23 protein-coding genes are annotated in these 26,628 nt (G+C 37.0%); 9 read left to right on the top strand and 14 right to left on the bottom strand.

Features of this window, described 5'->3' with window-relative positions; all coding sequences use genetic code 11:
- Positions 1-2 precede the first annotated feature (2 nt).
- Both C1634_RS07990 and C1634_RS07995 read left to right on the top strand, forming a co-directional pair.
- Entirely contained in the window at positions 3-1,022 is a 1,020-nt protein-coding gene (locus tag C1634_RS07990; RefSeq protein WP_103234162.1) for a hypothetical protein, read from the top strand.
- On the top strand, positions 1,022-4,810 hold the full coding sequence (locus C1634_RS07995) for a hypothetical protein (protein ID WP_109738191.1): 3,789 nt from the start codon (positions 1,022-1,024) through the stop codon (positions 4,808-4,810). The genes C1634_RS07990 and C1634_RS07995 overlap by 1 nt, the downstream gene beginning before the upstream one ends.
- A 65-nt stretch (positions 4,811-4,875) precedes the next feature.
- On the opposite strand, the gene arsB is transcribed toward C1634_RS07995, so the two are convergent.
- The 7 genes from arsB to C1634_RS08030 form a co-directional block, all read right to left on the bottom strand.
- Positions 4,876-5,910: an ACR3 family arsenite efflux transporter gene (arsB, locus tag C1634_RS08000; protein WP_103234160.1), complete on the bottom strand. Its 1,035-nt coding sequence runs from the start codon at positions 5,908-5,910 to the stop codon at positions 4,876-4,878.
- Complete coding sequence (locus C1634_RS08005; RefSeq protein WP_103234159.1) at positions 5,895-6,524, bottom strand: arsenate-mycothiol transferase ArsC; 630 nt, start codon at positions 6,522-6,524, stop codon at positions 5,895-5,897. The genes arsB and C1634_RS08005 overlap by 16 nt, the downstream gene beginning before the upstream one ends.
- 14 nt (positions 6,525-6,538) lie before the next feature.
- Positions 6,539-7,009, bottom strand: coding sequence for a DUF6428 family protein (locus C1634_RS08010; protein WP_109738192.1), 471 nt, complete (start codon positions 7,007-7,009; stop codon positions 6,539-6,541).
- 75 nt (positions 7,010-7,084) lie between these two features.
- Entirely contained in the window at positions 7,085-7,414 is a 330-nt protein-coding gene (locus C1634_RS08015; protein ID WP_103235672.1) for an ArsR/SmtB family transcription factor, read from the bottom strand.
- 185 nt (positions 7,415-7,599) lie between these two features.
- Complete coding sequence (locus C1634_RS08020; protein ID WP_109738308.1) at positions 7,600-8,544, bottom strand: MBL fold metallo-hydrolase; 945 nt, start codon at positions 8,542-8,544, stop codon at positions 7,600-7,602.
- Positions 8,545-8,668: 124 nt separating this feature from the next.
- Complete coding sequence (locus C1634_RS08025) at positions 8,669-9,790, bottom strand: agmatine deiminase family protein (RefSeq protein ID WP_103232685.1); 1,122 nt, start codon at positions 9,788-9,790, stop codon at positions 8,669-8,671.
- A 70-nt stretch (positions 9,791-9,860) separates the two neighbouring features.
- Positions 9,861-10,685, bottom strand: coding sequence for an AraC family transcriptional regulator (locus C1634_RS08030; RefSeq protein WP_103232686.1), 825 nt, complete (start codon positions 10,683-10,685; stop codon positions 9,861-9,863).
- 179 nt (positions 10,686-10,864) lie between these two features.
- On the opposite strand from C1634_RS08030, the gene C1634_RS08035 reads away from it, so the two are divergent.
- Positions 10,865-11,113 carry an FUSC family protein gene (locus C1634_RS08035; RefSeq protein ID WP_123921417.1) on the top strand — a complete coding sequence of 83 codons (249 nt, stop codon included), beginning with the start codon at positions 10,865-10,867 and terminating at the stop codon, positions 11,111-11,113.
- Positions 11,114-11,521 (top strand): YybH family protein, encoded by a 408-nt coding sequence (locus tag C1634_RS08040; RefSeq protein WP_103232688.1) that lies wholly within the window; start codon positions 11,114-11,116, stop codon positions 11,519-11,521. It abuts the gene before it with no gap.
- A 101-nt stretch (positions 11,522-11,622) separates the two neighbouring features.
- Here C1634_RS08040 and C1634_RS08045 read toward each other — a convergent pair whose 3' ends face one another.
- The 6 genes from C1634_RS08045 to C1634_RS08070 form a co-directional block, all read right to left on the bottom strand.
- Complete coding sequence (locus C1634_RS08045) at positions 11,623-13,077, bottom strand: sigma 54-interacting transcriptional regulator (RefSeq protein WP_103232689.1); 1,455 nt, start codon at positions 13,075-13,077, stop codon at positions 11,623-11,625.
- Positions 13,078-13,148: 71 nt separating this feature from the next.
- Positions 13,149-14,288, bottom strand: coding sequence for a vWA domain-containing protein (locus C1634_RS08050; RefSeq protein ID WP_109738193.1), 1,140 nt, complete (start codon positions 14,286-14,288; stop codon positions 13,149-13,151).
- A gap of 323 nt (positions 14,289-14,611) precedes the next feature.
- On the bottom strand, positions 14,612-15,022 hold the full coding sequence (locus tag C1634_RS08055) for a DUF2000 domain-containing protein (protein WP_103232691.1): 411 nt from the start codon (positions 15,020-15,022) through the stop codon (positions 14,612-14,614).
- Positions 15,023-15,025: 3 nt separating this feature from the next.
- Positions 15,026-15,982, bottom strand: coding sequence for a bifunctional helix-turn-helix transcriptional regulator/GNAT family N-acetyltransferase (locus C1634_RS08060; RefSeq protein ID WP_109738194.1), 957 nt, complete (start codon positions 15,980-15,982; stop codon positions 15,026-15,028).
- Between the two features lie 208 nt (positions 15,983-16,190).
- Positions 16,191-17,969 carry a flavin monoamine oxidase family protein gene (locus C1634_RS08065; RefSeq protein WP_103232692.1) on the bottom strand — a complete coding sequence of 593 codons (1,779 nt, stop codon included), beginning with the start codon at positions 17,967-17,969 and terminating at the stop codon, positions 16,191-16,193.
- A gap of 13 nt (positions 17,970-17,982) precedes the next feature.
- Positions 17,983-19,170, bottom strand: coding sequence for an FAD-dependent oxidoreductase (locus tag C1634_RS08070; protein ID WP_103232693.1), 1,188 nt, complete (start codon positions 19,168-19,170; stop codon positions 17,983-17,985).
- A gap of 687 nt (positions 19,171-19,857) precedes the next feature.
- Between C1634_RS08070 and C1634_RS08075 the strand changes: the two genes are divergently transcribed.
- Positions 19,858-21,591, top strand: a complete 1,734-nt coding sequence (locus C1634_RS08075) for a sensor histidine kinase (protein ID WP_103232694.1) — start codon at positions 19,858-19,860, stop codon at positions 21,589-21,591.
- Positions 21,569-22,222: a response regulator gene (locus C1634_RS08080; RefSeq protein ID WP_185145120.1), complete on the top strand. Its 654-nt coding sequence runs from the start codon at positions 21,569-21,571 to the stop codon at positions 22,220-22,222. Before C1634_RS08075 ends, C1634_RS08080 begins: the two co-directional genes overlap by 23 nt.
- Positions 22,223-22,651: 429 nt before the next feature.
- Here the strand turns inward: C1634_RS08080 and C1634_RS08085 are convergent, their stop codons facing one another.
- Positions 22,652-24,358, bottom strand: coding sequence for an amidohydrolase family protein (locus C1634_RS08085; RefSeq protein WP_103232695.1), 1,707 nt, complete (start codon positions 24,356-24,358; stop codon positions 22,652-22,654).
- A 192-nt stretch (positions 24,359-24,550) separates the two neighbouring features.
- On the opposite strand from C1634_RS08085, the gene C1634_RS08090 reads away from it, so the two are divergent.
- The 3 genes from C1634_RS08090 to C1634_RS08105 all read left to right on the top strand — a co-directional run bounded on the left by C1634_RS08090 (position 24,551) and on the right by C1634_RS08105 (position 26,598).
- Positions 24,551-24,949 carry an ACT domain-containing protein gene (locus C1634_RS08090; protein ID WP_103232696.1) on the top strand — a complete coding sequence of 133 codons (399 nt, stop codon included), beginning with the start codon at positions 24,551-24,553 and terminating at the stop codon, positions 24,947-24,949.
- A 188-nt stretch (positions 24,950-25,137) separates the two neighbouring features.
- Positions 25,138-25,485 carry a hypothetical protein gene (locus C1634_RS25800; RefSeq protein WP_123921419.1) on the top strand — a complete coding sequence of 116 codons (348 nt, stop codon included), beginning with the start codon at positions 25,138-25,140 and terminating at the stop codon, positions 25,483-25,485.
- Between the two features lie 165 nt (positions 25,486-25,650).
- A complete protein-coding gene (locus tag C1634_RS08105) occupies positions 25,651-26,598 on the top strand; it encodes an alpha/beta fold hydrolase (RefSeq protein WP_109738197.1) in 948 nt (315 codons plus the stop codon).
- Positions 26,599-26,628: the final 30 nt, after the last annotated feature.

The following is a 26,628-nucleotide window of genomic DNA, read 5'->3' on the forward strand; positions in this document are numbered from 1 at the left end:
ACATGAATAATAACGCAGTAATAAGTAATAACGCCCATCAGGATAATTTTTTTGGAGAGCTTCAGCATACCCGTTTTCAATATTTTGATACGCTTCCCAGTACGGATAAAGCGCTCCCAGGCTGGATCATTGATTATAAAAGTGAGTTGCACCAATGGAACGGAACTAAATGGATTAATCTGGCCCAAAATTATGTACACCCTGATTATCCACTGACCAATAATCCATTTCAAACGGATCAAACAAGCGGACTTCTATTGCTAAGTCAGATACTGACCAATAGTTCAGGACATGTTATCAAAATAGCAGGTAGAAATCTTAGCAATGCAGATATTGTCTCTATTTTCCTGAATGATGCAGTACAGTCAGGTACATTTACATGGTCGTCCAATAAGATTAAAACTTATATCGAAAACCTAGTGGGGCAAAGCCTTACAGGAGCGTTGATTTATCAACCGGGAGGGTATATTCCTTCTACTGTTAAAGGCTCAATGACAGCGCCACTACCCATTACTTCAGGTGTCATTAAAACAGGAATGGTATGGGTTATTACCGCTAATGGCTGGGTTGGAAGTGAACCCGTTTCTATTGGTGACCACCTTATTGCTAATACTGATAATGCTTCAAATGTTCTTAAAAATTATCAGATTATAGAAAAAGGAATTCCTGACATTGTAGATGCTACAGAGAGTGTAAAAGGACTCATTCAAATCGCTACAGAAGTTGAAGCTATTGCAGGAACAGATACCCTTAAAGCGATGACTCCAAGATCTACGAAATTTGTTTTGGATGCAAAGATCAAATCTAAAACAGTGCTGATTGGAGATGGTTCTTCCGTTACTTTTCCCATTAATCATAATTGGAATACCTGGAATGTTGATTATATCTGTTACCGTACAACGGATAATAGAAAAATAAATGTAAGCTGTGTAACGACCTCTGCCAATGATATACGAATAGATGTTTTGGCACCTCTTACTCAGGATGAATATAGAATTACTTTAACCGCAAGACTTGATTAATGGCATCACTAATAGCACCTGAATATTTTAACAATCACATCGATGTAGAAGGCGAAATCATTGTGAAAAGTGTTCCAAACGATACAGGTTCTGTGTTGGTTTGGAACCCCACGACAAAGAAAATATCTCAAAGAACAAAAGCTGAGATTATTGCGGATTTAGATGTAATGACTTTAAGTACCCATCAATTTGTAAATGGTCAAAAATCTTTTATGAGTGTTGGTTCGCCAGATGAATATGCCAATAATCTATGGGTGAGAAGTGATGATGGATCGCAACCAGGTATTACATTCTGGAAAACAGGATTTATATCTTCTACGCTTACTTTAAGAGATGATGGATTTCATTTTGGAGTGGGAACGAGTAATCATTATCAACATGTAAAGGCTGAAGGATTTAGAAAGAATGGTTCTTCTGATAACTACTTTTTAACAGGAGGTGGTGCTGACTATGATAGTAGAAAGAAAGAAGATTCTTATATCCATTCATCACGAGATTTTGCCAGCGGTACTTTAATTGAAACTGATGTAGATTATTCAGTTACTTATGGAGAGCCGTTTCTTCTGGAAATAAAAGGGAATATGTATAGTAATGGAAATTATTTGCCATTGGACTTTAAGCTTCAGGGTTATATTTACAATGATACTATAATTTCTGAAGGGGGATATTCTACACTATCTTATTTCAATTATATTATTGCTTTAAATTCTAATGGAAAATTAACTTTCTGGTTTCCAAGATTAGGGTATTGGCAAGGATTTGATGCAAAATTAACTATTGGGTATGGAGGTTTAGACCAGGGTAGAAACCGGGTTACTTCAATTTCGGATAATCCAGACCCGGGAGGCACAAAAAGAGTTCAAATTAACCTTAAACATCTCCTTACAAAAGAAGAACTCGTTTCTGAAAATATATTTTGGGAAAAGAAAAATGTTGGCGGGTATTGGGCCTTGGATTCAGATAAACCTATAGGCGGACTCAATGGAAATGCAGCGCAAGTCATTTTATCAGGTGGTTTACTGGCATCTTCTGCTTATACTGATTCACAATTTATTCCTGCCAATGGAATACATTCAAAAGGTTTTGTTCAATCTGATGAAGGTTTTCAAAACAGATTCTACAAAGTAAATGAAAGAAATAGAATTTGGTCTTTTGCTAATGCTGATAATTATGGACTTTCTTATTTTCAAGGTAGCGGTCATGTCTTAGGTGAGGGTATTAATTTTCACTTTGGTGATGCAAGTTCTACAGGATATAAAACATTTGTACAAAATAATGGTAGAATATTTTCAGCAATAGATGGTAATTCCGGAGATTGGAAACATAAAGATTATGATGCAAATAATTACCTGGGTGCAGATTATGTAGGAGGAGGACAAGAAAAACCTAATTCAATATATTTTGGACCAGGTAAATTAAAATTACAAATGTTAGAAGCTACTCAAATGGGTAATTCTAATTTTGGCTGGTCAGATGTTTTATGGATGTCTTCATACTCAGGAAGCGATGTTAAAAAGTCGACAGCTATTGTTTCATCTAAATATAATGATAGAATAGGTTTTGTCAAACAAAATTACGATGCTGCTGATTGGGGGACTTTCCAGGAATTTTGGACAACCAATAATTTAACAAATCCTGCAAGTCAGGCGGATTTAGATAATTATTATCATATAAATAAAGGAGCAGGAGTCTATAATCAATCTGAATTAGTGCCCAATGGATTACAAAGTATTTTAACAGCCAACTCAGGGGCTAATTTTGATGGTGAGCTTGCCAATAAAACACTTGAAGGAACTTTTGCAAGTTTTAATGGGTATTCTAAGACATCAAAAGATTTAGGTTTTACACTGTTTGTACCAACCTCTAAAGAACAAGGTGTTTATTATAAAACCTGGTATGGAGGAAATCAAACCCCTTGGAAAAGACTTGCTGAATATTCTGATTTATCAGGTTTTGTATCACCTTCCGAGCTAGGAAATTACCTTAGAAAAGATGGCGGTACCATGACAGGCTCTTTTAATATGGAGTCTCCAGCGATGTTAGGGAGATGGAAAAGTACTGCGCAAACAGGAAATTATTTGACTTGGGAAAAGTATGATGGGACTAAAGCTATCGCTTATATGGGAGCCGATGGAGGCGCCGCTGCAGGGGGAGGTTCAGGAGATAATTTTGCCGTTAGAGCTGTAAATAGTGGTGATTTATTATTAAGTTCAGATAGCGGTGTTGTTAAAATTCAAGGTGCTATTCCCTGGACTTCCAGTAATTTTAATCCTGGCGAATACTTAGCGAAAAGAGGATTACATCAAGATGCAGCTTCGGTAAAAACTGATTTTCCTTTAAGTGTTACAGATTGGGCCTCAGGTACTGGATTTCCGTCTACTTATGGTAACTCTTTACACATTGCAGGAAGTAATACATGGTATCATAGAATAGATTTCCCTTTATTCAGCGATCACTTAGAGTATTGGCAGGGTGTTAATACAACAGTCATGACGAAAAAAGGTAATATTCCTTTGTTGTCAGATGGAGAAAGGCTTTGGACGACTAATAATTTTAATCCTGATCATAAAGTTAATTCTTCAGAAAATGCTGAAACATTAGGGTTTTCCAATGGTTTATCCACAGATGCGCCTTATATATATCATAAAACAGATGGGTATGTATTCTTGGCTACTCGATCTTGGGTGTCATCTAATTTTGCCAATCAAACGCTAACCGGTCTGCCAGAAGGTGAAGACGGCCAATGGATAAATTTGACCAATTCAACCGGAGTTTTAGCTTCAAACTATTTTATTACCTCAAGAGATGGTTCAAGAGATCCCAATACAGTTGTTGCACCCAATGGCAATTCTCGTAGAGTTAGATTTGATTTTGTTAACGCTGGACATGTTGGAGGTACTGGAAATTATGCAGGTGTAATGACTTATGCTCCTTGGGATGGTACCACTGCATCCACTGGAGATTCTTCATACCAATTAGCTTTTGCTAATCAAACGGAGATAAATGGTGCAGGAATCCCTATGCTTAAAATAAGAAAAGGGATTGATGATAAATGGTCTAGTAACTGGTATAAACTGTGGAGTGACGCCGATTTTTCACAAAGTAATATTGATCATTGGAATAATATGTCCAATGATGGGATTATACTAAACCAGCAGTTTACAAATATCACAGGTAACGGATTATTTGTTGTTGATAATCATCATGGTGGAGAATCTGGTATATATAATAAAAAAGATGGATTCTATTTAACGGTATTAAAAGATGAGTATTATAAATATTCAAGTACGTATGATGGTTGGGAAGGTATTAATTTCAATAGAGGAGATTACAGGATTGGTATAGGTACAAAAGCTAATGGTGCAGATAAAGTAAATGTTTCAGGTTCAGTAAAAGCTACCGACAACTTTAAATCAAAGGATGAAAAACCTAATACATTATTTATTCCAAACGGAGAGTTAGCCTATCTTGATGATGAGATTACCAATGAAGATAATAGAATGAGATTATCTCATAGAATGATCGAACAGCAGTCTGGAGTTCAATATTATGATTCTGATAATAGAATGTTAGTCATTAGATGTACAGATCCCAATACGCATTTTACACTAGGAAAATGTTTTCCAGGCCAGCGAATACTGGTATTAAATGCTAACGAGTACGATGCACAAGGCTTTGACATCAAAAGCACAGGATCCTCATATAAAATAAAACCATTTACCTCTATCCAATTATTTGTTTGGGATGAAAAGACGGTTTATAAATATGGAGAAAATCAAATGTATTAAAACTTGAAATTACAACAAAAAAGCATCACCGAAACAGTGATGCTTTTCTTATTCTGATGGTCAGATTATTCAGGATACCATTTCTTTTTCATAAATACACTGGCTTTCACGAGTAATATCAATACCGGGACTTCTACTAATGGTCCAATGACTCCTACAAATGCCTGCGGTGAATGAACGCCGAATACAGAAATTGCTACAGCAATGGCCAGTTCAAAATTGTTTCCGGTAGCGGTAAAGGCGATAGATGCATTTTTATCATAAGGAATCTTTAATGATCTGTTGATCAGAAAGCTCACAAAAAACATCAAAACAAAATAAATGATAAGCGGTATGGCTACTTTGGCTACATCCATAGGCAGCTCCAGTATTTTGCTTCCCTTTAAGCTAAACATCAGTACAATGGTAAATAATAAGGCATATAATATAACGGGGGATATTGCGGGGACAAATTTTCTGTTGTACCATGCGGTGCCTTTTGATCTTATCAGGATATAACGGCTGATAAAACCTGCCAAAAACGGAATTCCCAGATAGATGAGTACACTTTCAGTAATATCTTTCATAGAAACATTTACATTAAAGCTGGCCAGGCCCAATTGATCGGGCAGTACATTGATAAACAGCCATACCATAAAGCTGTAAGTAAATACCTGAAAAATACTGTTCAATGCAACCAGTAAAGCTGCATATTCTCTATTTCCCTTTGCCAGGTCATTCCAGACGAGTACCATTGCAATACATCTTGCCAGCCCGATAAGGATAAGACCCACCATATAATCAGGTTCATGTCTTAAAAAAAGGATAGCGAGCCCGAACATAAGGACTGGTCCTATTATCCAGTTGAGAAATAAAGAAACGCCAATTACTTTTTTATCTTTAAATGCTAATGGCAGAAGAGAATAGTCAACCTTAGCCAATGGCGGGTACATCATGAGAATGAGCCCAATCGCCAGAGGAATATTGGTTGTTCCAATGGATTGTGAATTGATCATCTCAGGAATGGCTGGAAAAAAATGCCCTAAAGCAATTCCTATACCCATGGCCAGAAATATCCATAAAGTAAGATAACGATCAAGAAACTTTAATCTTGGCTGCATGATGATTGGTTGATTTTTGAAAAAACATAGAACATTTCTTCTGCAATTTGCAAGCTTCTTTCAGCATATACCGTTGCCTGTTCCGGAGTATTGTCCGCAACTTTAGGATCCTCAAAAGTGATAGGAATTCTTTTTTCAGCACCGGGAATAAACGGACATCCACCGTCTGCCTGTGAACAGGTCATAATCGCTGCAAATCCGGATACAGGATTGAAAGGACTGTCGTATTTTTTTGAAAAACCTATCATAGGCAAATCATTATCATCATATTGTATTGCATACACGGGATTGGCTGTTTCAGCAATGCTGAAAATACTGAAGCCCTGATCGGCTAATGTTTCTGCCACCTTGGGAAACAAAGCGGTTGTTTCTGTTCCCCCGGAATAGCAATGAACACCCGGAATAGCAAAGTAGGAAGAGGCTGCCTGCGCCCAGATTTGTGACAAATGACTGCGGCGTGAATTGTGAGTACAGATAAAATTGATATTGACTTCTTTTCCTTCATCCACCTTTTGCTGAATGAAACTGATCAATGGCTCCAGAACTCCCTTTCTATCAGTATCTATATTTTCCCACTGTAGAGATTGTATGGTGTTTACTAATTTTTGATACATAGCATTCTAAGGTATTAGCAGCAGCCTGAAGCAGGATTGCAGGATGAAGGGTTTACAGAGAACTCAGAAAGGTTTTTCTTTTGCTTTTCGTTAGGAATTCCACAGGCTTCCTGGGCAAGGCAAGCCGTGGTCTTATTGTTCAGGACAAAGTTTTTTCCATTAAAACTTAAATCATATTTACCAATGGTTTCCCCCTGATATTCAACTTCAATTTCCGTGTCTTCTATTCCCAGTTTTTCTTCTGAAAGCTGAATAATGTGAAGGAGCTTCCCGGGTTTCAGACGATGTTCATAATCATCAGCGTCCCATAACTGAAAGTTGATGATTATCTCATTTCTGGTAACGCCGCCACAATCGATGAATTTTTTTATAATCTGACCAACTTCCGTAACATGGAAATGTTCAGGAATAAAACTGCCGTTTTCCAATTGAAATTCAACATTTTCCAATGTCGGAAGAATTTCTTTGATTTCTGATAATTTCATAGTGATTAAAATTTAAAGATTAAAATTATAATGTTATATTGCAATATTACGATGATTTGATTCAAAAAAAATGCCTTAGCAGCATTGTTTTATAGTAACATCCTGATTAAAGAATGCATTGAATTCATTTTGAATATCTTTCCACACATTTTCATTAATGCAGTAGCAGACAGATTTCCCATCAATGGAACCTTTGATGATCCCGATATTTTTCAGTTCTTTCAAGTGTTGAGAGATCGTAGCCTGAGCCAGACCAAGTTCTTCAACCAGATCATTGCAGATGCATGCTTTTTGGTGAATGATATATTGTAAAATAGCTACTCTGGCAGGATGCCCCAAAACTTTAAGCAGAGAAGCCAGTTTATTTTGCTCTTCAGTATAGATTTCTGTTTTAGTAACTCCCATTGTTTTAATTATTATATCGCAATATTACGATATTAATTTTATGCAGCCATGCAAAACGTATTAATTTTTTATAAATAAATTTTAAACACGTGAAAATCAATGTTTTATATCTGTTTTTAAAATAAGTGGTAAAGCATGATATAAAAAAGATGAAGCAGAATTATGCTTCATCTTTTGATCTTTTATTAGGGTAAACTAATTTTTTTGCCTTGTTCAGGGAAAACATAATTTACTTTTAAAGGATTGTTTTTCAATAACTCCTTTTTGATAAGTTCAGGATTGTCACCTGTAGGTTTTCTATGGGTAACTACAATATGGAGACCTTCAAGGCTGCCTTGTCCGGTTTTTTCTTTCAGTTTACTCAGTTCTTCAACCAAAAGAGTAGGAGTAAGGTGGCCGAACAGCAGGTGTTCCGGCTGGCTGTTGGGAAAAGAAACTTCGATTAATATGGTGTTGAGTTGTCTTTTTTTAACAAGGGGTGCTATCGTAGTCCAAAGGTGATCAAGACGGTCAGATTTTTCGATGCGGTCAGCGCCTGTATCGCCCAGATAAAGCAGATAATGATCATCTCTTCTTACTAATGCCGCACTGCTTTTATAAGGATTTACATGGCTCAGCTCATAGCCTGTTATAAAAAATGGGGTCTTAGGTGCCGGAATTTCTGTTCCTTCCTGAAGCTCATTATAATGATACTTTCCAAGGATAGGTTTTTGACCCTGATCAGCAAAATTAATCCAGGTATCTGTTATAAAGTAATGATTCTGCAAAATCTGAATCACGGGTGGTATTGCGAAAATATCTTTTTTAGAATCGGCCGGAGAGTTGATAATAAGTCCCGATAAATGATCCAAATGACCATGCGATACAAAGTATCCTTTTATTTGATCCTTAAGAACCGTTTCTGCTGAACCGTCAAGGCTTTTTAATTGAATAGCTTTTCGTATCCCGGCATTTACGGTACCGGCATCAAGACAAAGAAATGAATTGTCTTTCGGTGCGCCAACCAAATAGGCTGATAAATTGTCTTCCTGCTCACCACCATAGATCCCTAAAGGAATAACATCAAAATTTTGTGCCTGACAAACGATATTCAGAAGAAGGGCTAATAAAGAAACTGCTGTTTTTTTCATAATACTTACACTGGAAAACCATCCTTTACGAGATGGGCAGAGCAAATTTACGCTATTTTTGGTGACTGGCATTCTGAAGTAATAAAGCCTGCTGAAAATCAGCAAGCTTTATTTGAGTATCGTTTTATTGAGGCTGTTGCTGGGTTACACAATGTACCATTCCGCCATTGGCAAATAAATTACGACAATCTATTCCCACAACTGTTTTACCAGGATAAAGCTGCTGGATAATATTGTTGGCAACTGCATCATTGGGATCATTGTAGTTAGGTACCAAAACACGGTTATTTGCAATATAATAATTGATATAAGAGGCACGGCCTACATTCTTTCCGTAAGTGGTTATCACATCATTTCTGGTCAAAGGAACTTTTACAAACTGATATGCAGAGCCATTTTTTGTGGTTGCATCATATAATTTGTCAATATTGCCATCCGGAACCTGCCAGTAAGCCAAATCATTAGGGTTCATCGTGATAATGGTAGAAGAATTGGCAAATCTTGCAAAACCATCAATGTGCATGTCTGTAATGTCAAGCCCAGCTTTTCCATTCAGCCAGATAAACTTGGTAACCCCTAAGTTTTGGGTAAATATTGCTTCTGCCTGCTGCTGAGTCATTCCAGGATTTCTGTTGCTATTTAAGATGGAACTTTTACACGCCATCAATACTCCGTTTCCATCAATTTCTACACTTCCGCCTTCATTGATCATAACCGAATTGAGATCGATTTTTGGAATGTTGGTATCTGAGGCAATCTTAGAAGGAATTGTATTACACTTGCTATAGTCTGCTTTATTACCCCAACCGTTAAACCCCCAATCCTGAATAAATAGCTGCCCGTTTTGATCTTTCACATAAATAGGTCCGTTATCTCTTACCCAGAAATCATCCGTGGGATAAAGCTTAAAATTGATATTGGTAAGCGGAACTCCTGCACTGTTTAATAATCCTACAATACGGTCTTTTTCTATCCCGTTATAGGCAACGATGTGAACCTTTTCACTTTGTGCCAGCTCCTTGGTCATTGCTACCCAGGTTGCATCCAGCCTGTTGCGGTAGGTGGTCCCATATTGATACTGGTGAGGCCATTGAAGCCAGGTGCCTTCGTGCTTTGCAGATTCTTCCGGCATTTTGTAAACAGCAGTTCCCGGGTTTGTAGTTCCTGGAGGTACTATAGGCTCTGTTTGAGAACAGGCCATTAAAAAAACTGGTAATAACAGGAACATGATTTTCTTTTTTTGCATAATTGATTTATTTTTTAACAATGCAAAATTAGATTGGCGAAAATTTTTAAAGTTGTCCCAAATTGACAACTTACTTCAAAGGCAATAAAATATAAGTCAGCTGTTTTTCCTGATCATCTCCCTGATCAGCATGCCTTTCATACTTTTCTATGATCGGAGTATGGGAAAATTCAAGCCCTGAATTAAAAATCCAGCGGGAATAGATTTTGGTATAGGTATCATCTATCGTTTCATAGCTGCCTGTATGGGTAAACCGGGCATATTTGCCCCCGAATATCATTTTTGAAGGCAGTTTTTTATGGTTAGACTGTAGGGTTGCGCATGAATCATACCGGCAGTTGATTTCAGTTTTGATCAGGGGTTCGTCGGCGATAACCCCAAAATATTCTGTCCCGGTATCAGTAAATTTATTTTCCATGAACTTTTCCCACAGTACCTCAATCTCTTCATTGTTGTAATAGGTTTTAATACTCTGATAATATACCTGCAGCGGCTTAAGATATACAATCTCCGGCTCCAGCAGCTCGTCAGATGTTACCGGAATAATCTCGTCTTCACACAGAAGTTTTTCCTTACTTAATCTTGCTGCTTTTGGGGAAATCCCAAAATGTTGTTTAAAAGCTTTGGAAAAAGAAGCGATATTGGAAAAACCAACTTCAATGGCAATAGAGGTGAGGTTTTCCTGGGTATACAGAATCCGTTTATAGGCATTTTCTACCTTTAATCTTTGTTGAAAAGCGCCTATTGTTTCTCCACAGCTGTACTTGAAAATACGCTGGATATTTCGGTAAGAATAATGGGAAATATCTTCCAGTTCCTTTACGGAAACAGGCTGATCATAATTCTTTTCCATGAAATTGATAACTCTGTAAATACAATTCAGGTTGTCTTCCATAAGCTTTGAAATTTTCAGAAATAGGTAACATGAAATAAATTACAAATAAAAGAAATAAAAAAATGTCTCAGCAATATTGTATTTTAGCTTCAGGTAAAAAACTGGAAATAATTTTTAAAAAAAACAGTATAAATTACCATTTTAAAACTAAAATAACAACCCAAAACTTTCAAAAAACCATGGAAAAAGAATTATCAGACTTAACCGATCATGAATTATTGGAGAAGAAAAAAAAGACCAAATCCAATGACATTGTCAATGCTGTAATCCTGGGAGTATTAGTTGGTATTGCTATTTATAGTACCATAGTCAAAGGTTTGGGACTTATGACTTTTATCCCCGTACTTTTTGCCCTTTTTGCGGTGAATAGTTGGAATAAAAATAAGAAGGCATTAGAAAAGGAATTGAATGCCCGAAATATAAAATAAATGCAGGATTTTAACAGACAAATACAAGAGGGTGCAGTAGCGTATTTTCGCGACTGTATAAAAAATGGGGATGCTAAAGGGGCTTTAAGCTGTTTTCATCCGGAAGCGGTATACATTGACAGGGATGGGAGAGAACTGAGAGGACTGAATGAGATACAATTGGCAATGGATGAGATATGCAGGCTAAAAATGAATATACAAGGGGGAACACCCCATATAACGGTCGTCAATGATATTGCGATGTGGCTTGATCAGTGGGAAATGACGGGAAATGCTCCGGATGGACATCCCATAAAAATGACAGGTCATACTTCCTGCATTATGAAAAGACACGAAAACGGAAACTGGCTGTGGCTGGTAGATAACCCTTTTGGTTCTGCTGTATTTAAAAATGACAATATGGTGTAAAGCTAAAAATAGTGTTGAGTAACATTTCTCAGTAAATAAATAAAACCTTCAGATCTGAGCTGAAGGTTTTTATTTTGTATCTGTTGAATATTTAATTGATTTTAGTTGCGCAAAAATTGGCCGATTCCCGGAGAATCAAAAGTGAAGATATTCTGATTTTCAGACTTGTCAATTTTATTGCTGATCGTTAATGCCCATAAAACTAATTCTTTACAGAAATTCTGATCTTCCGCACTCAGTTCAGATGCATTTTCTTCCACTACTGTTACCAGAGGTTCTATCTTATCAAGTTTAGCATAGAATTCTTCATCCGTATCATTGTAATTGAGTTCCAGATGGTTTTTGTTGAACCATCTGATCAGGTCGGTATAAGGTGTTTTAATTCCTTCTTTTTCCAGTTTGGAGATGCGTGGGAATATGCGTTCAAATTGAGTAATGACCGCTTTGTCAATCAATATTTTGGCTACATAATCTGCTCCTTCCTGTTCCCCTTCGTATACCAGTTCAATTTTTCCTGTGATGGATGGGATAATCGACATGAAATCAAGCAAGCGGACTGTCGTTTTCTCTGCATCGGATTCAATTAAACGTAACTTGGCTGCTGCGACTAAGTTTTCCATAGCACTTATTGTAAGACGGGCACTTACACCGCTTTTAGCATCTACATATTCACTAATACGGGCTGCAAAAGCAACTTCTTCCAAAAGATCTTTCGCAAAATCAGGAATCTGTATCTGTGCTTTATCTTCCGCAGAAATTAAAGCTTCCTGTTCGGTAATTTGTCGGGCAAGCGCTATTGTTTTTGGATAATGAGTGAAAATCTGGGACCCGATTCTGTCTTTCAAAGGGGTAACAATGCTTCCTCTATTGGTATAATCCTCCGGATTGGCTGTAAATACAAATTGAATATCAAGAGGCATTCTCAACTGGAACCCACGGATCTGAATATCTCCCTCCTGTAAAATATTAAATAAAGAAACCTGAATCCTGGCCTGTAAATCTGGCAATTCATTCAACACAAATATAGAACGGTTGGCACGCGGAATCATTCCATAATGTAAAACACGTTCATCGGAATAAGGCAGTTTTAAAGTGGCTGCTTTGATGGGATCTATATCACCAATTAAATCAGCAACATTGACATCCGGAGTAGCCAGTTTTTCATAGAAACGGTGAGAGCGGTGAACCCATGAGATGGGCGTTTTATCACCCAGCTCGGCAATGAGATCTTTTGCAAATTTGGAAATAGGGTTGAATGGGCTGTCATTGATCTCAGATCCTTTTACAATAGGCATATATTCATCCAGAAGGTTGACCATACTTCTTGCAATTCTTGTTTTTGCCTGTCCTCGTAATCCTAATAAATTGATATGGTGACCGGCAAGAATGGCTTTTTTCAATTGAGGAACAACGGTGTCTTCATAGCCCCAAAGTCCTTCAAAAACAGGTTCTTTCGCTCTGATCCTTGCAATTAAGTTCGCCTGGATTTCCTCATTGATTGTTTTGTCTGTATATCCGGAATCTTTTAATTCTTTGAATGTAATATCGTTTTTCATTTTCTTGTAATACTAATTATCTGGTAAGATTTTATTTTAAATATTTGGATAGCAAGTCTGAAATCTGACCTCTATATTCTTCTTATTCTGTTTTTTTCATAATCCTCAAAAATCATTTGTCCTAAACCTGATAGCCCGGTCAGGAAGGCTTTTCCTTTGTTTTGAGCGGTAAATTCCTCTACAAATTGACGGAGATAAGGATCCTGAGCAATCATAAAGGTTGTGATAGGGATTTTCAATTTTCTGGCTTGTGCAGCTCTGTTGAGACATTGAGTAACAATTTTTTCATCCAACCCGAAACTGTTCATATAAAACTCTCCGCTAGGCAGCTGAATACAACTCGGTTTACCATCGGTAATCATAAAAATCTGCTTATTGGTGTTTCTTTTTCTGCGAAGAATATCCATGGCCAGTTCCAGACCTGCAACGGTATTGGTATGATAAGGTCCGACTTTCAGATAAGGAAGATCCTTGATTTTGATGGGCCATGCTTCGTTTCCGAAAACGATGATATCAATAGAGTCTTTTGGGTATTTCCTTTTAATCAGTTCTACAAGGGCCATCGCAACTTTCTTGGCTGGGGTAATGCGGTCTTCACCATATAAAATCATGGAATGGCTGATGTCAATCATCAAAACCGTACTCATCTGTGCCTTATGTTTTGTCTCTTCTACGATGAGGTCGTCTTCTGTAAGGCGAAGGTCTGAAATTCCGTTATTGATCTGAGCGTTTTTTAAACTTTCAGTCATATTAACAGCTGCTAAATCATCTCCATACTGGAAGGACCGGTTTTCTCCATCCCGTTCATCTCCAATTCCTGTTTTTGAGGTACGGTGGTTTCCAGCTCCGTTTTTCTTAAGTTTTCCAAAAATCTGGTCTAAGGCATACTCGCGCAGGGCAGCCTCCAGCTTTGGAGTCAATATATTTTTACCTTTTCCGCTTCCCGTATTTCCTTCTTCCGGATCTTCTTCTCTGATATAGCCTCTTTTTTTCAAATCTTCTTCAAAATCCTGAAGGGTATATTCATCATTGAAAATGTCATATTCCTTGTCAAGCATATCGAGCCACTCAAAAGCTTCCTCAATATCTCCGGAGGTGTGGGTAAGCAAATCTTTGAAAACATCAAAGACCCTGTCGAAATGAGATAATTCCTCCGGCACATGTTTGCTGAATATAAAGCCTTTCTGAGGATTAAAATTTTTATCTGTCATAAGATGATAAAGCTATTTTGCTGTTTGCTTTCGAATACTTCAGCTGATGTAATGAAACGGCCTGAAATATTCTATATTCTTTAATTTGTTTCAAACTGAAAAGTTAGGTAAATATCATCTTAAGATTCCTCTTGAGAAATAGAAAATACTAATGGTAGTGATATGGAAATCGTATATAATGTATTCCTTACAAAAGATTTTTGAATCAATATAAATGTTTGTTTTTTAACAACAAATGCACAATGAAAATTTGTGCATTTATAGAATAGTCTGGAAAAATCATTTGTATTGTGGGGTAAGCCTTCAAAGAATTCGGATTCGCTTTATTCGTGATATTTTAATCCGTCTAAAGCTTTATCTACTTTTTTATTTTCACCATACACAATCATACCTACCAGATCCAGATGATCTGCGGTATGTTTTGCTATTTCAAGAACATTTTCTTCACCGGATCGCGTGTCAAAGAGCTGTTGGGTATAGATCCCGATTGCCAGCTCCCGATCTTTTGAACGACGGAATGCTCTTTGAAGTTTTTCTGTACTCTCAGCTTTATAGACAAGGGTAGGATGCTTTATAAAAGGTAAAAATTCTTCCTGGTCTGCTGTTACGAATTTTTCACCATGGGTTTCCGGAAACTGAATGGCAATGCTTCCGGCTAAAAAAGAAACAACGTTAAGTTTTTGCCATGGTAACAGGTCATCTTTAATGACAACGGCTACTTTTTTATCGTACATATTTTATTTTTTTACATTTAATTCCATTTGAATATTACAGCGTTCATAAGGGGTTGAACGTCCGGTTACTTTTTGGAAGCCCAGTTTGTAATACAGATTAATGGCAGGCTTCAATATGGTATTGCTTTCAAGGTATATTTTTGATGCTCCGGATTCTTTTGCTTTGCTGATGATTGCCTGTCCAAGCAGCCAGCCTATATTTTTTCCCTGTGCTTTTGGAGAAACAGCCATTTTTGCCAGCTCAAAATCATAAATAGGATCATTCATTTTTATAAGAGCACAGACACCCAGCGGTTCGCCATCGTATAAAGCCACAAGTATCTTTCCTCCTTTATTTAGAATATATTCATCAGGATTATCCAATGCTTTGTAGTCTGCCTCTTCCATTTTAAAATAGGTAGAGATCCACTCTTCATTGAGTGCTTTAAACGCTGATTGATATTTTGGTTCATAATCAACGATCTTTACATTTTTACTTTCGCGGGATTTTTTCTGTTCTCTTACTCTTGAAAGCAAAGATTTTTGTTCAAACAGATGCTCCCATTCTGCAAGTGCCTCCCAAAGGTTGTATGTAGCTTCGCTGATCATCTCATCTATGGCATGATCAATATCTGTGCACTGTATTTTTATTTTGGTAGAAAATTCTTTCCCTTTTTCCGTAAGTCCTGCAATATTTCTCCTCTTATCATCTGATTTCTGATTATCCTTTACCAGTCCTGCAGAGGTCATTTCTTTGATGATTTTGGTCACTGAAGGTTGAGAATGTCCTATTTCTTCTGCAATCTCGGTAATGGTTTTTGAACCTTCTTCGGAGAGTACAAAGAAGACCGGGAACCATTTGGGTGAAAAATCAACCTCATACAGTTCATAAATCTTTGCGGCTTCTTCTGTCATATTTGAAGCCATAAACCGCAATCTGCTGCCCAGTGCAATTTTCCCCGTTTTTTCAAAAAGATCCATAAGTATAATTGATTATATAACTAGTTATGCAAATGTAATAAATTAATTAATAAACAATGAATACCTTGAGTTAAAAAATGATTAAATATATTGAGAAACTATCGAGAAAGATATCAGAGAAGCTTTCTGAGCAGTGATTTGCTGTGAAATAAAAACAATAAAGCTCCAGATTATTCCGGAGCTTTATTATTATTATTCTAGAAATGGTTTACCACCCTAAGTAATATTCAGAATCTAACCAGTATGGCCAGTCTAATTTAAAATGATCCTGAAGCATTTTTTCAGCTTCACAGAAAGCTCCTTCTACCCAGCCTTGTTGGTCAGAATAGGCTTCACCGATAATATGGATATGCTCATTCACTAGTGGTTTTCTCATATAAGGCATAACATGTTTCACAGAAAAACCAGCTTTCCATGCATGATATCCTGCACCATAAGGATCATCTGTCCAGTCTCTGAAATAGGTGACATAAGGTTCGGGAATGTCTACTTTATCACCATGAAGTTCCCTAAGTTGGTTCATCAATTCACTTACCATGAATTGAGTCGCCTGAACATCATCCAGTTTGTGTAATTCCTCCAGTGATGCTGATTTGGCTGCTCTTACTTTAAACAGAACTTTGTCATCAGAAAGTGCTTTCCAGAATGTTTCGGTTTCCATATCACCATAACTTCCCAAGAGCATTGAGTTTTTGGTCTCAGGATCGGTACCGAAATAATAACACTGTCTCATAGGCAGGTCTGTAATAGAGTGTCCGGAATCAATATCGAGTTCTTTCCACCATGGACGTTCAAATCCCATTAGGATTTTAAAGGCAGGTTCCATGATAATAGAGCGGATATTTTTGTTGAGTTCAGTATGTTTATTAGCATCAAAAAAGAAATTATTCTGATCCAGAAGTTCAAGGGACTTTCTAGGCATGCCCAATACTATTGAATTGGCATATACTTTCCATGTCGTGTTGCTTTGTATATTCAGGAAAGTAAGCTCGTATTTATGAGTCGCGATTAAATGATGATCTTTAGTGAAAGTAATCAGTTTATTCTCAGACCAGATGCGCGCTCCATCATATTCCATATAAGTATTGGCAACTGCATAAGCAATACTGTCATAACCTTCCTCAATGGTTTTGTAGGTCGTGTCAGCAGAAAAATCTCCTACCATATAAGGAAATGCCTCTGCAGAATTCCAGTTAATGGTATTAGAATAGTATCCTCCTGCATTAGCCAGGAATTCATATCCTTCCTGAGAAACCTGGTCTTTGATCAGGTTCCAGAAACCGATATCGTTGACCAGACGCTTGTCATAAGGAGAACCGGGGAAATTGTAAATCATTCTTGGTTTTATAGCATCCCAATCTCTGCTGTCGAGTTTGAATGTAAAATCATAAATGCTGGGTCCCGAGAGAATCTTGTCTTTATAGGTTGCTGCTACCCACGGATCGGACATTAATACATTATAAATAATTTTATTAAATAACTGATCAGAACTGAATCCCTCATCGTTTTCATTCAGAAAATAGCGGGTAATCAGCTTGTTGTCCTGTTTTTGCTCTTCTGTCCATGCATTTTGTTTAAAACGTTCTTTTCTGATGTACATATAGAGTTTGTCCGGTTCACCCATAGGGAATTCAACAGGAGTCATCTTATCCTTTAATACAGGTGTTCTTTTACTCAGATCTTTTTCTTTTAATGGATACCCTTCTATTAAAGTCGTTACAATTTCCTGAGACGTCAGATAACGCATTCCTCCGAGCTCTCCCCAGAAGTTCATTCCCGGCATAATCACGGATTCCAGTCTTCCGCCTAATCTGTCACTCATGTCGAAGACCTGTACTTCATGAGCTTTATATTTATGATCGGTTACCAAACGGAAAGCGGTGTATAATCCGGAAGTTCCGGCACCGATAATGGCTACTTCTACTTTCAGATCGGGCTGCATTCCCGGATACAGCGGGGTATCTTTGTTTACGTTTTCTTGATTCATGGTTGTATAATTTTTAAAGTGCTAAGAAATATTTATATCCTAATCGGAAAGGGGTAATGTCAAAATCAGTATGTCCATCTAAAGCCAGATCCGACATGATTTTACCTAAGAAAGGCGTGAATTTGGCTGCCCACCCTGTGGCGTACACAACGATATTTTTATGATTGGGTACGTAAGGGGGCGCAAAATCAATCAGTAATTCCTTATTCGGGATCGTGCTCAAAGCGATAAGGCATGTTGAGGTATATTCGGGTTCCGTGCTCAACCCAGTCATATGGCTTTGTACCCATTCGGAAGTATAAGCCAGCTCATGAGGGTTGGGAATCAGGGTTCTGTCACTGGGCTCTTCCAAAGGTTTGATGACAAAATCCGGTGCGACACGGATGTATTCCGGATGATCCCAGTCGACTGAAGGGAAACCATAAAACTGGTTTCCATTATCTCCGGTTGCATTCTGGAAAACAAACCAGGTGGGATACTGTATGGTAGGATCGGTCTTTTTAAAATAAGCAGAAGACATATTCCAGTAGGTGGCTTCTATTTTAAAATCCAATAAGTTGATAACACTGTTGATATAAGGTCCGGGAATAATTGCCAGTTTTTTGGCGATATAAATTCCATTGGGAGTTGTGAGTTCAAAAAGGTCACCGTTTTGTTTGATCTTAAGGACAGGAGAATCTTCTCTAAGCTCAACGGTTTCTTCCTTCTGGCAAAGACTTAGAAGCGTTTCAATAGTTGCTTTAAAGTTGATACTGGCACCGTCTGGCTGAAACAGTCCTGTATAATTATCCGGAAGATTTTTGAAATGATATTGTTCTTCGATTTCCTTTGAAGTTAGGGTGGTATAAGGAACTCCCAAGGCTTCTAAAGCTTTTTCTGCTTCAGCAATATTTCCTTCGGTGGAATGCACTTCGGGATCTCCAAACCAAAGTGTACCTACTTTATCAAGCAATTGAACATCGGTCTTTTTTTGCAGCTCATCCCAATAGGGTTGTGCATCCAAAGCCATTTGTACCATATATTCATCCGGATAGGGAATCCGGAACTGGCGTGAAACTCCTGCTGAACTTCCCAGCTGATTCACAAAAGTGTATTGTTCCAATACTAAAGTTCTGGCTTGGCGCTGGCCAAGATGGTACGCTGTTGCCAGACCTATTGCTCCTCCGCCAATGACGATTACGTCGTAGTTTTCTGTAATCATAGGTTATTTGTTTTTATTTTTATAATCGTACTGAACAGATACAGAAAAAGTAAAACAGTAATAGGTAAGAATGTACCATCATTACTGATCTTCAACTATCTGTATAATCTTTCCGTACGATAGATTATGTGGAGATAATGACCTGCCGGTACATGTGAATATGATGGTTTCCCATTGAATATAATCACTATTAATAAGCATTTCAAAGTAACAAAGAAGGGGGTATATGTTCTTAGAGTGTAAATAACCAATTATTGCATTGAGTAGAAATACTGAATGGCAGGAAAAGCTTGTTTAGCCGGGGGATTTTGATCTTTTAAATGGTGGATATAGGAGCGGTATTTTGTTCTTTTTCATACATCATTGGACCAACTATTATTTGATGTATACAATAAAATGAACAGATGCAGAATATTTTACAAGGCTTCAACTTTTGCAATTGATATAAGAAAATGAGTTTACGCGAATAAAACTTAATGTTTACAAAGCATTTTAATAGTAAATAAAATTAATTTCTCTTTATTTTATCAAGTATCCATTATTACAACAAGACAAAAATTACTTTAACTTTGCTAATTAGATGCTCTATAACTATTATGAAATTTGTAAAAATAATAGTATATTGTTGAAAACTAATGTTAAATGAACTTAAGTAGTCAGGAAAATTAATTTAACTGATAAACAAATATGAAATATAAATTCTTAAATTTTAAATTGAGAAAAGTTGTTCATTACTCACTGATCCTTTGTATTTTGTTGATACAGGTCATTATTGCTATATTTTTTTATAATGAATTTGTTAATGGGAAGAAGCTGAAGTTTATCAAAGATCAGCTGGAGGAAAGCCGTGCACTGGGGGGATTGACCGATAATTCCAGGAAAGATTTTATGGATGCCCAGGATCATCTTCAGAAATATATGGCTACTCAGGATAATAATGAACTGCAGTTATATTTTCAGTCCTTGAGAAAACTTAAAATGAATTTCGACAAAATTGGGGAATATGAAAATACAAGCCCCAGACTGAAAAAAACGCTGACCCTTCACAGACAGGATACACTGAAGACTGCAAAGCTGAAAACATTAATAGATTCGGTATATCAAAACTCCCTGAATCCGCCGTCAAAGATTGAGGATAAGCAATATGAACCAGCCAAGTACAAAAATGATTTTGAAGATCTCAAAATTCAGACACGTACGTATGCCGATACTGTTAAGAAGAAAGGCTTTTTCGGACGTATAAAAGATGCTGTAGCAGGGAAAGTAGATGTTCAGAAGGAGAGTACGGTGATCACAATGACCAACAACAAAACCATAGATCTTTCTCAGGTAAAATCCAAAATGGACAATACGATAAAGTCTATGGATAAGCATTATGCTGCCGAAGTAAAAAGGGTGCAGTTGCTTGCTGCTCAAAAGCAGAAGAGTAATTTACAGTTTTATAGTAACTTCAGTAAGTTATTGGTTTACAGTAACGGGCTGATAGAAGTTTACGAAAATGCCATCAAGGATTTTAAATCAGAACTGGAAAAAGAATACAACGAACAAAGTTCCAATAATAACCATATCAGGACTTATCTGGTATTAGGATTGATGATTCTGATGTTTATTGTATCTATTCTGATCATGTACTTTACAAGAGTAGCATTTATCTACGAGCGAAAGCTGAATGCTGCAAATGATGAAATTAAAAAGAACCTTAATTTTAAAAATAGAATTTTGGGAATGCTGAGCCATGATTTGAGATCCCCGTTAAAAATCATCAATATTTTTATAGATAAAATCTACAGAACGACAGAGGATGAAACCATAAAGGATTATCTTAAATCTATTAAGTTTACCAACAGCACTCTGCTTCTGCAATCTAACCAGATTCTGGAATACACAAAAAATGAAAATGCCGAGAAAGAACTTATCAAATCTGTTTTCAATCTTAAAGAAGAGATTGGTTCTATTGTAAAGGTTATTACTCCTTATTTGGAAACCAGAAACAACAGATTTGTGGTGACAGACAGAATTCCTGAAGATTTGGAGGTATTTTCGGATAATATCAGAATCAATCAGATTTTTATGAATATTCTTGGGAATGCCAATAAATTTACAGAAAACGGGCAGATAGATCTCGTAATGATCACAGAACCCCTTGGAGAAAATCAAATTTCCCTGATCACAACAGTTGGAGACACTGGGATAGGGATATCAGAATCTGATCTTGGTAAAATTTTTGATCCTTATTATCAGGGGATGGTGTCTGATGAAGTAGATAATCTGGGAGCCGGATTGGGTCTTAATCTGGTAAAAGAAATTGTAGAACTTTTCGATGGTGATATATCAGTTGAAAGTAAACTGCACAAAGGAACGAAAGTGACATTCAGGATCAATTTAAATCGTAATAATAATGGAAATGCCAATTCAAAATAAAGAGATTATATTTCTGCTGGCAGACGATCACAGTATTGTACGTCAGGGAATGGAAATTGTGATCAGTGATATTGCTCCTCAAGCTAAAGTTTATCAGGCTTCGTCCTTACATCAGGTATTGGAGCAGATCGAATCAAAAAGCATTGAAATAGCAATCATTGATGCTCATTTTCCGGACGGAAACAGCCTGCATATCTTACCTCAGATGAGAAATGTAAATCCTGATATTAAGATTTTGATTTTTACAGGACTTGAAGAGGATCTGCATGGCCTAAAATTTATCAAAGCAGGTGCTAATGGCTATCTCAGCAAGCTGAGCGAAGAAGATGAGGTAAGAGAAGCAATTACAACTTTTATAGAGAAAGGAGAATATTTCTCTGAACTTCTGCGGAATCTATCGATACAACTTGTTTACAATCCGGATCTTATAAGTCCTCTCAACAGCTTAACCAAGCGGGAACTGCAGATTGCAGAACTTTATGCTGAAGGATATGGTAACCTGGAAATTTCGAATAGTCTGGACATCAAACAAAATACCGTAAGCACAATCAAAAAAAATATCTTTGAAAAACTAAAGATTGAAAATATAATTGAGCTTGTCGACCTTGTCAAAACTCACCATAAACTCTAGTGTTTATAAAGGATTCTCCACTTCTTGCCGTCAGTTTTTTTTATTTCATCGATAAATATCTATAGGGTGATCGATTTGTATCGATGGGGTTTATAGATGATTTTATTTTGTAATGTTGTTCCTTTGTACTGTGAAATTTAAGTAACGAAAAAAGTAAATGAGAAATGCTTTTTTAATTTAAAATTTCATACACAAAAACAACAAATGATTATAATTATTCGATTAAAGGATAATTATGAAAGACACAAATGATGAAATTAATAAACACTGATGAAAAAAGAAGTGTATAAGTAATCTTAGACTGGATTCTTAAAAAGCCAAATGAAAAACACAAATACATATAGTGAGGTTCGGTTGATAGGTTACGAGTACAAACAAAAAAGGAGGCGAATAGCCTCTTTTTTTGTTTTTGGAATACAATGTTTTTAGTTACTTAACATATTGATGAATATGATTATACAAAAATTCTCTTGGATTATCCCGGGTAATCAGCTCTAGCTCATTCTCCGTTAATCTTCCTGAAGTGTCTGCCCACATCTGTTTATCACTTTTCTGGCTCCGTACCACGTAAAAATCACTTCCATACAGAATACGGTCACTGATTCGGCTGTCTTTTTTTAAAAGCGATTTTAAAAGAGGAAATATATTTTCATCATGAAGGATGTAGCTGATGTCGGCATATACATTGGGATGCTGTAACATCAGACTGTAAATAATCGCAAACCATGAGTTATGACGCCATGAATTTTCCAGGGCAGTAGGAATGAAATTGATGCCTTTACCCACTGGATTGGTGAATCCGTTTTCAGAGAGATACCTGTCTCGCTCCATATATTTTGTCCATTCATCTTCCCCTCCGAAATGTCCAAAACAGATTTTAAGCTCATGCAGGTTCTTAGCAAGCGGTTGATCTTTCCCTGTATAGCCGAAGAGAGCATATAAAGAATCATCATTATAATATTCCAGAAGCCTTTTCAAATACTCTTTATTCAACAGACAAAGGTAATTGAGAGGATGTGTAAAATTGGTCGAAAAATCACTGTTAGTAAGTTCATACAGGGCCAGCGGTTCATTTTTCCCTTTTTCTCCAGTGGACTGCATAAATACAGGGTGGCTGTTCCATTCTTTCTTTTTATTACCCCGATAATAAATAGTTCCTCTGATACAGTGATTCAGAACGGGTACCTGATTTTCACAAGCCCATAACATTAAGGGCAGCATATCTTTATCAAAAGGGTAATATCCAAGAGCAGGATAGGTTTTGATTCCTCTGAAATTTTCATGTACAATACAGTTTTTTATTTCATCAAAATAAGTAGAATCATCCTTTATCCTTCTGGGATCAGCAAATACAAAAGGAAGACAGGTCTTAGGTTTGGTCCGTCTGAGTTTTTTAAGCTCTTCAAGTTGTTCCCGGTAGCTGGATTGGGAAATGCCGGCATCCATATAATCCATATCCATAGGAAGAACTACAAAACGTGAATCTGCAGGATATTGCTTTTCTAACATTCTGAATATCGTCATTTGACTTTTGTGAAATGCAAAACGGCCTATACTGATGTACCGCTTAAGGTACGCCTTCGTTTCAGGGCCAGGAAGGATGCGTAGGATTTGAAAGAGACTTTTGGCAATAAAGATGATCAATGTTCTTCCGGACTTGATCAGTAAAAATAATACCAATACAATCAGAGCTCTCAATATTGTGTATTGTGGAGCAGGAAGTAGATAAATATTTTGCATAAAGCGATTCAGCCATTCCAAATATCCGAACCAGACTTCATGGTGATATTTTCCTTCCAGGTAGCCGAAGAAGAGAATCAGCAATGTATCTACAGTAAGTATCACTGCAATCGGAATGGTAATAAAAGGAACTTTCTGAAGAAACCATTTAACGCGAAAATGAAAGGCCTGCCAAGCTTTGTAGGGACGCTTATATTGCCATTTTGTAGGAACCCTGTAATACCATCTGAAAAAGTTGATGATAAGTCTTATCGTGAGAATACGTTCAAGACCTGGCGGCAGAAGTTTTTTACCAAGAAATTGCGGAATATGGTCTCCGGTAAAAGTATGGGTATGACAGTTAACGAACGGATTCCGGTTTTTTTCAGATGAATCCGCATCTGGTATAGTTTTCATGAATAAGTGAGGGATTAGTTTGGAGCCTAATTTACAAACAAATTATCATATGTGATTCTTTCCTTTTTGAAATAAAGAAACAGCCGATAAATTCAGTTTTTTGGCAACAATAGATAGAGAACTATTGGGTCTTTTTTATCAAATGATAAACGGATGCTGTGATCTATCTCTTAGTTTTGTATCAAAAAAAAGATGTCAGGAGAAAAGGATTTAGCAGTTCTGCTTCAGAACATGGAACCCGTATTGAATACTGGTGAATATGTGTTTTGTACGGTTGAAAATTTAGGTGAGATAAAGGATATAGAAAAGATTCTGTTTTTCTTTCGGGAAGCCGAAGCCGTTACCATTGTTTTAGAAAGATCTATAGCAGAGGAGTGGGGGATGAATTACAGTTATGTTTCTTCATGGATCACCCTGAATATCCATTCCTCTCTGGAAGCAGTAGGGCTTACGGCAGCGTTTGCAAATGCCCTGAAACAGGAAAGTATCAGCTGTAATGTAGTGGCAGCTTATTTTCATGATCATATTTTTGTTGCCAAAGAAGATGCTGAAAACGCAATGAAAGCTCTTGACGCTTTAAAAAGCAATTGATATAATGTTCTTTCCTTGTTTTTTTATGTTTAATTTTTAACTTTATGCTTCTTTAATTCACAACTCTTTTTAACGCTGAATTTTGTTTCAAAGAGCGCTGCCATCAGTAAAAATGGCATTTCTATCCAGATGAATTTTATCTTGATAAGAATAGGATAGAGAGGATGATGAAAGAAAACTAAAAAAATATGGAAATAAGATGCCCCAGCTGTCATGAAATTTTTAAAGCAGACCCTGATCAGGAACTGTTTATTGGAGGAGCCATACAAAGAGGCCAACGTCTTATCATGACCGATTGTCCCAAATGTTATAAACACATCCCCATAAACCCCGCCGATCTATTATCAATGGAAGCTCAGAAAGATGGAGATAAAAAGAACGTTCAATCGGATGGTGCTGATTGCCCGGTTTGTACTGATGGTATTGTAAGCTATATTGATGACGGAAATAAAAAGTTTTGGGGATGCGGAGAATGTGGGAATGTCTGGTTCTCAGAAAAAGATTTTCACAAATCTGTTTTAAATAAAAAAAATTAGATGATTATTATTCATTCTATTCAGGAAGAATAATTAATTGCCATTAAATTTTCGGATTTTGAATTGTCTGGATAAACCCCATAAATGTCCTGTTCAATAGGTTTTTCGATGTTCTGCCTGTTTTTGTGTTTTATGTTTGCAGCATAATTACAAAAATAAACGACAATGAAAGCAATCAGAAAAATCTCAGCCGTAAGCTTATTATGCTTAACTCTTTTTACAGCAGCGACAATGTCCTGTACTGAAGAAAATGAGCCTCCCACGGTACAGGAGATACAAAATTGGAACCACCAAACTGCCAAAACCCAATTCGTAAGCGTTAAAGGAAATGCCATTGCATACCGCGTTTTAGGAAAAGAAGATGGAACCCCACTGGTCCTTTTGCCGGGATTGGGTGGTTCGATGGATGATTGGGATCCTGCAGTGACAGACGGATTGGCAAAAAAATACAAAGTAATCATCTTCGACAATCAGGGAGTTGCTTCGTCAAAGGGAACTACTCCAAATACCGTTCAGGCTATGGCCGATGATGCGGTTGATTTTATCAAAGCTTTACATTTGGAGAAAGTAAATATCATGGGATTTTCTATGGGAGGATTTGTTGCGCAGAGAATAGTGCTTACTAATCCGGCACTCATCAATAAAGTGATTTTAACGGGGACAGGGCCGCAAGGAGCCATCGGATTGTCTAACTTACCTAATATTGTTGCCGGAACAGCAGGATTGAGTCCTGAGGCTTCATTTCTGAAATTTGGATTTACAGAATCTGCTCAAAGCATTACAGAGGGAAAAGCATCCTTTGCAAGAATCCAGCTTCGCACAGTAGACAGAGATCTTCCGTTAAGCGATAATACTTCAAACTCACAGTTTACTGCAGTATTGAGCTGGGCTCAGCCGAATGCTGATGCTCTTACCGAAATAAAAAAGATCAAAAATCCTGTGCTGATCGTTCATGGTGAAAATGACCTTCCGGTATCTGTTCAGAATGCTAAAAATATGGCACAGAACTTAGACCACGCAGAATTGGTGATTTTCCCGGATTCAGGACATGCTTCTTTCTATCAATACCATGAGAATTTTGTAGGGAAAGCGATTGAGTTTCTTGGGAAATAAGTGGAATATTAAAATTGAGATATAAAAAAC

Origin of the sequence: Chryseobacterium viscerum, from assembly GCF_002899945.2 — a bacterium.
Taxonomy (GTDB): Bacteria; Bacteroidota; Bacteroidia; order Flavobacteriales; family Weeksellaceae; genus Chryseobacterium; species Chryseobacterium viscerum.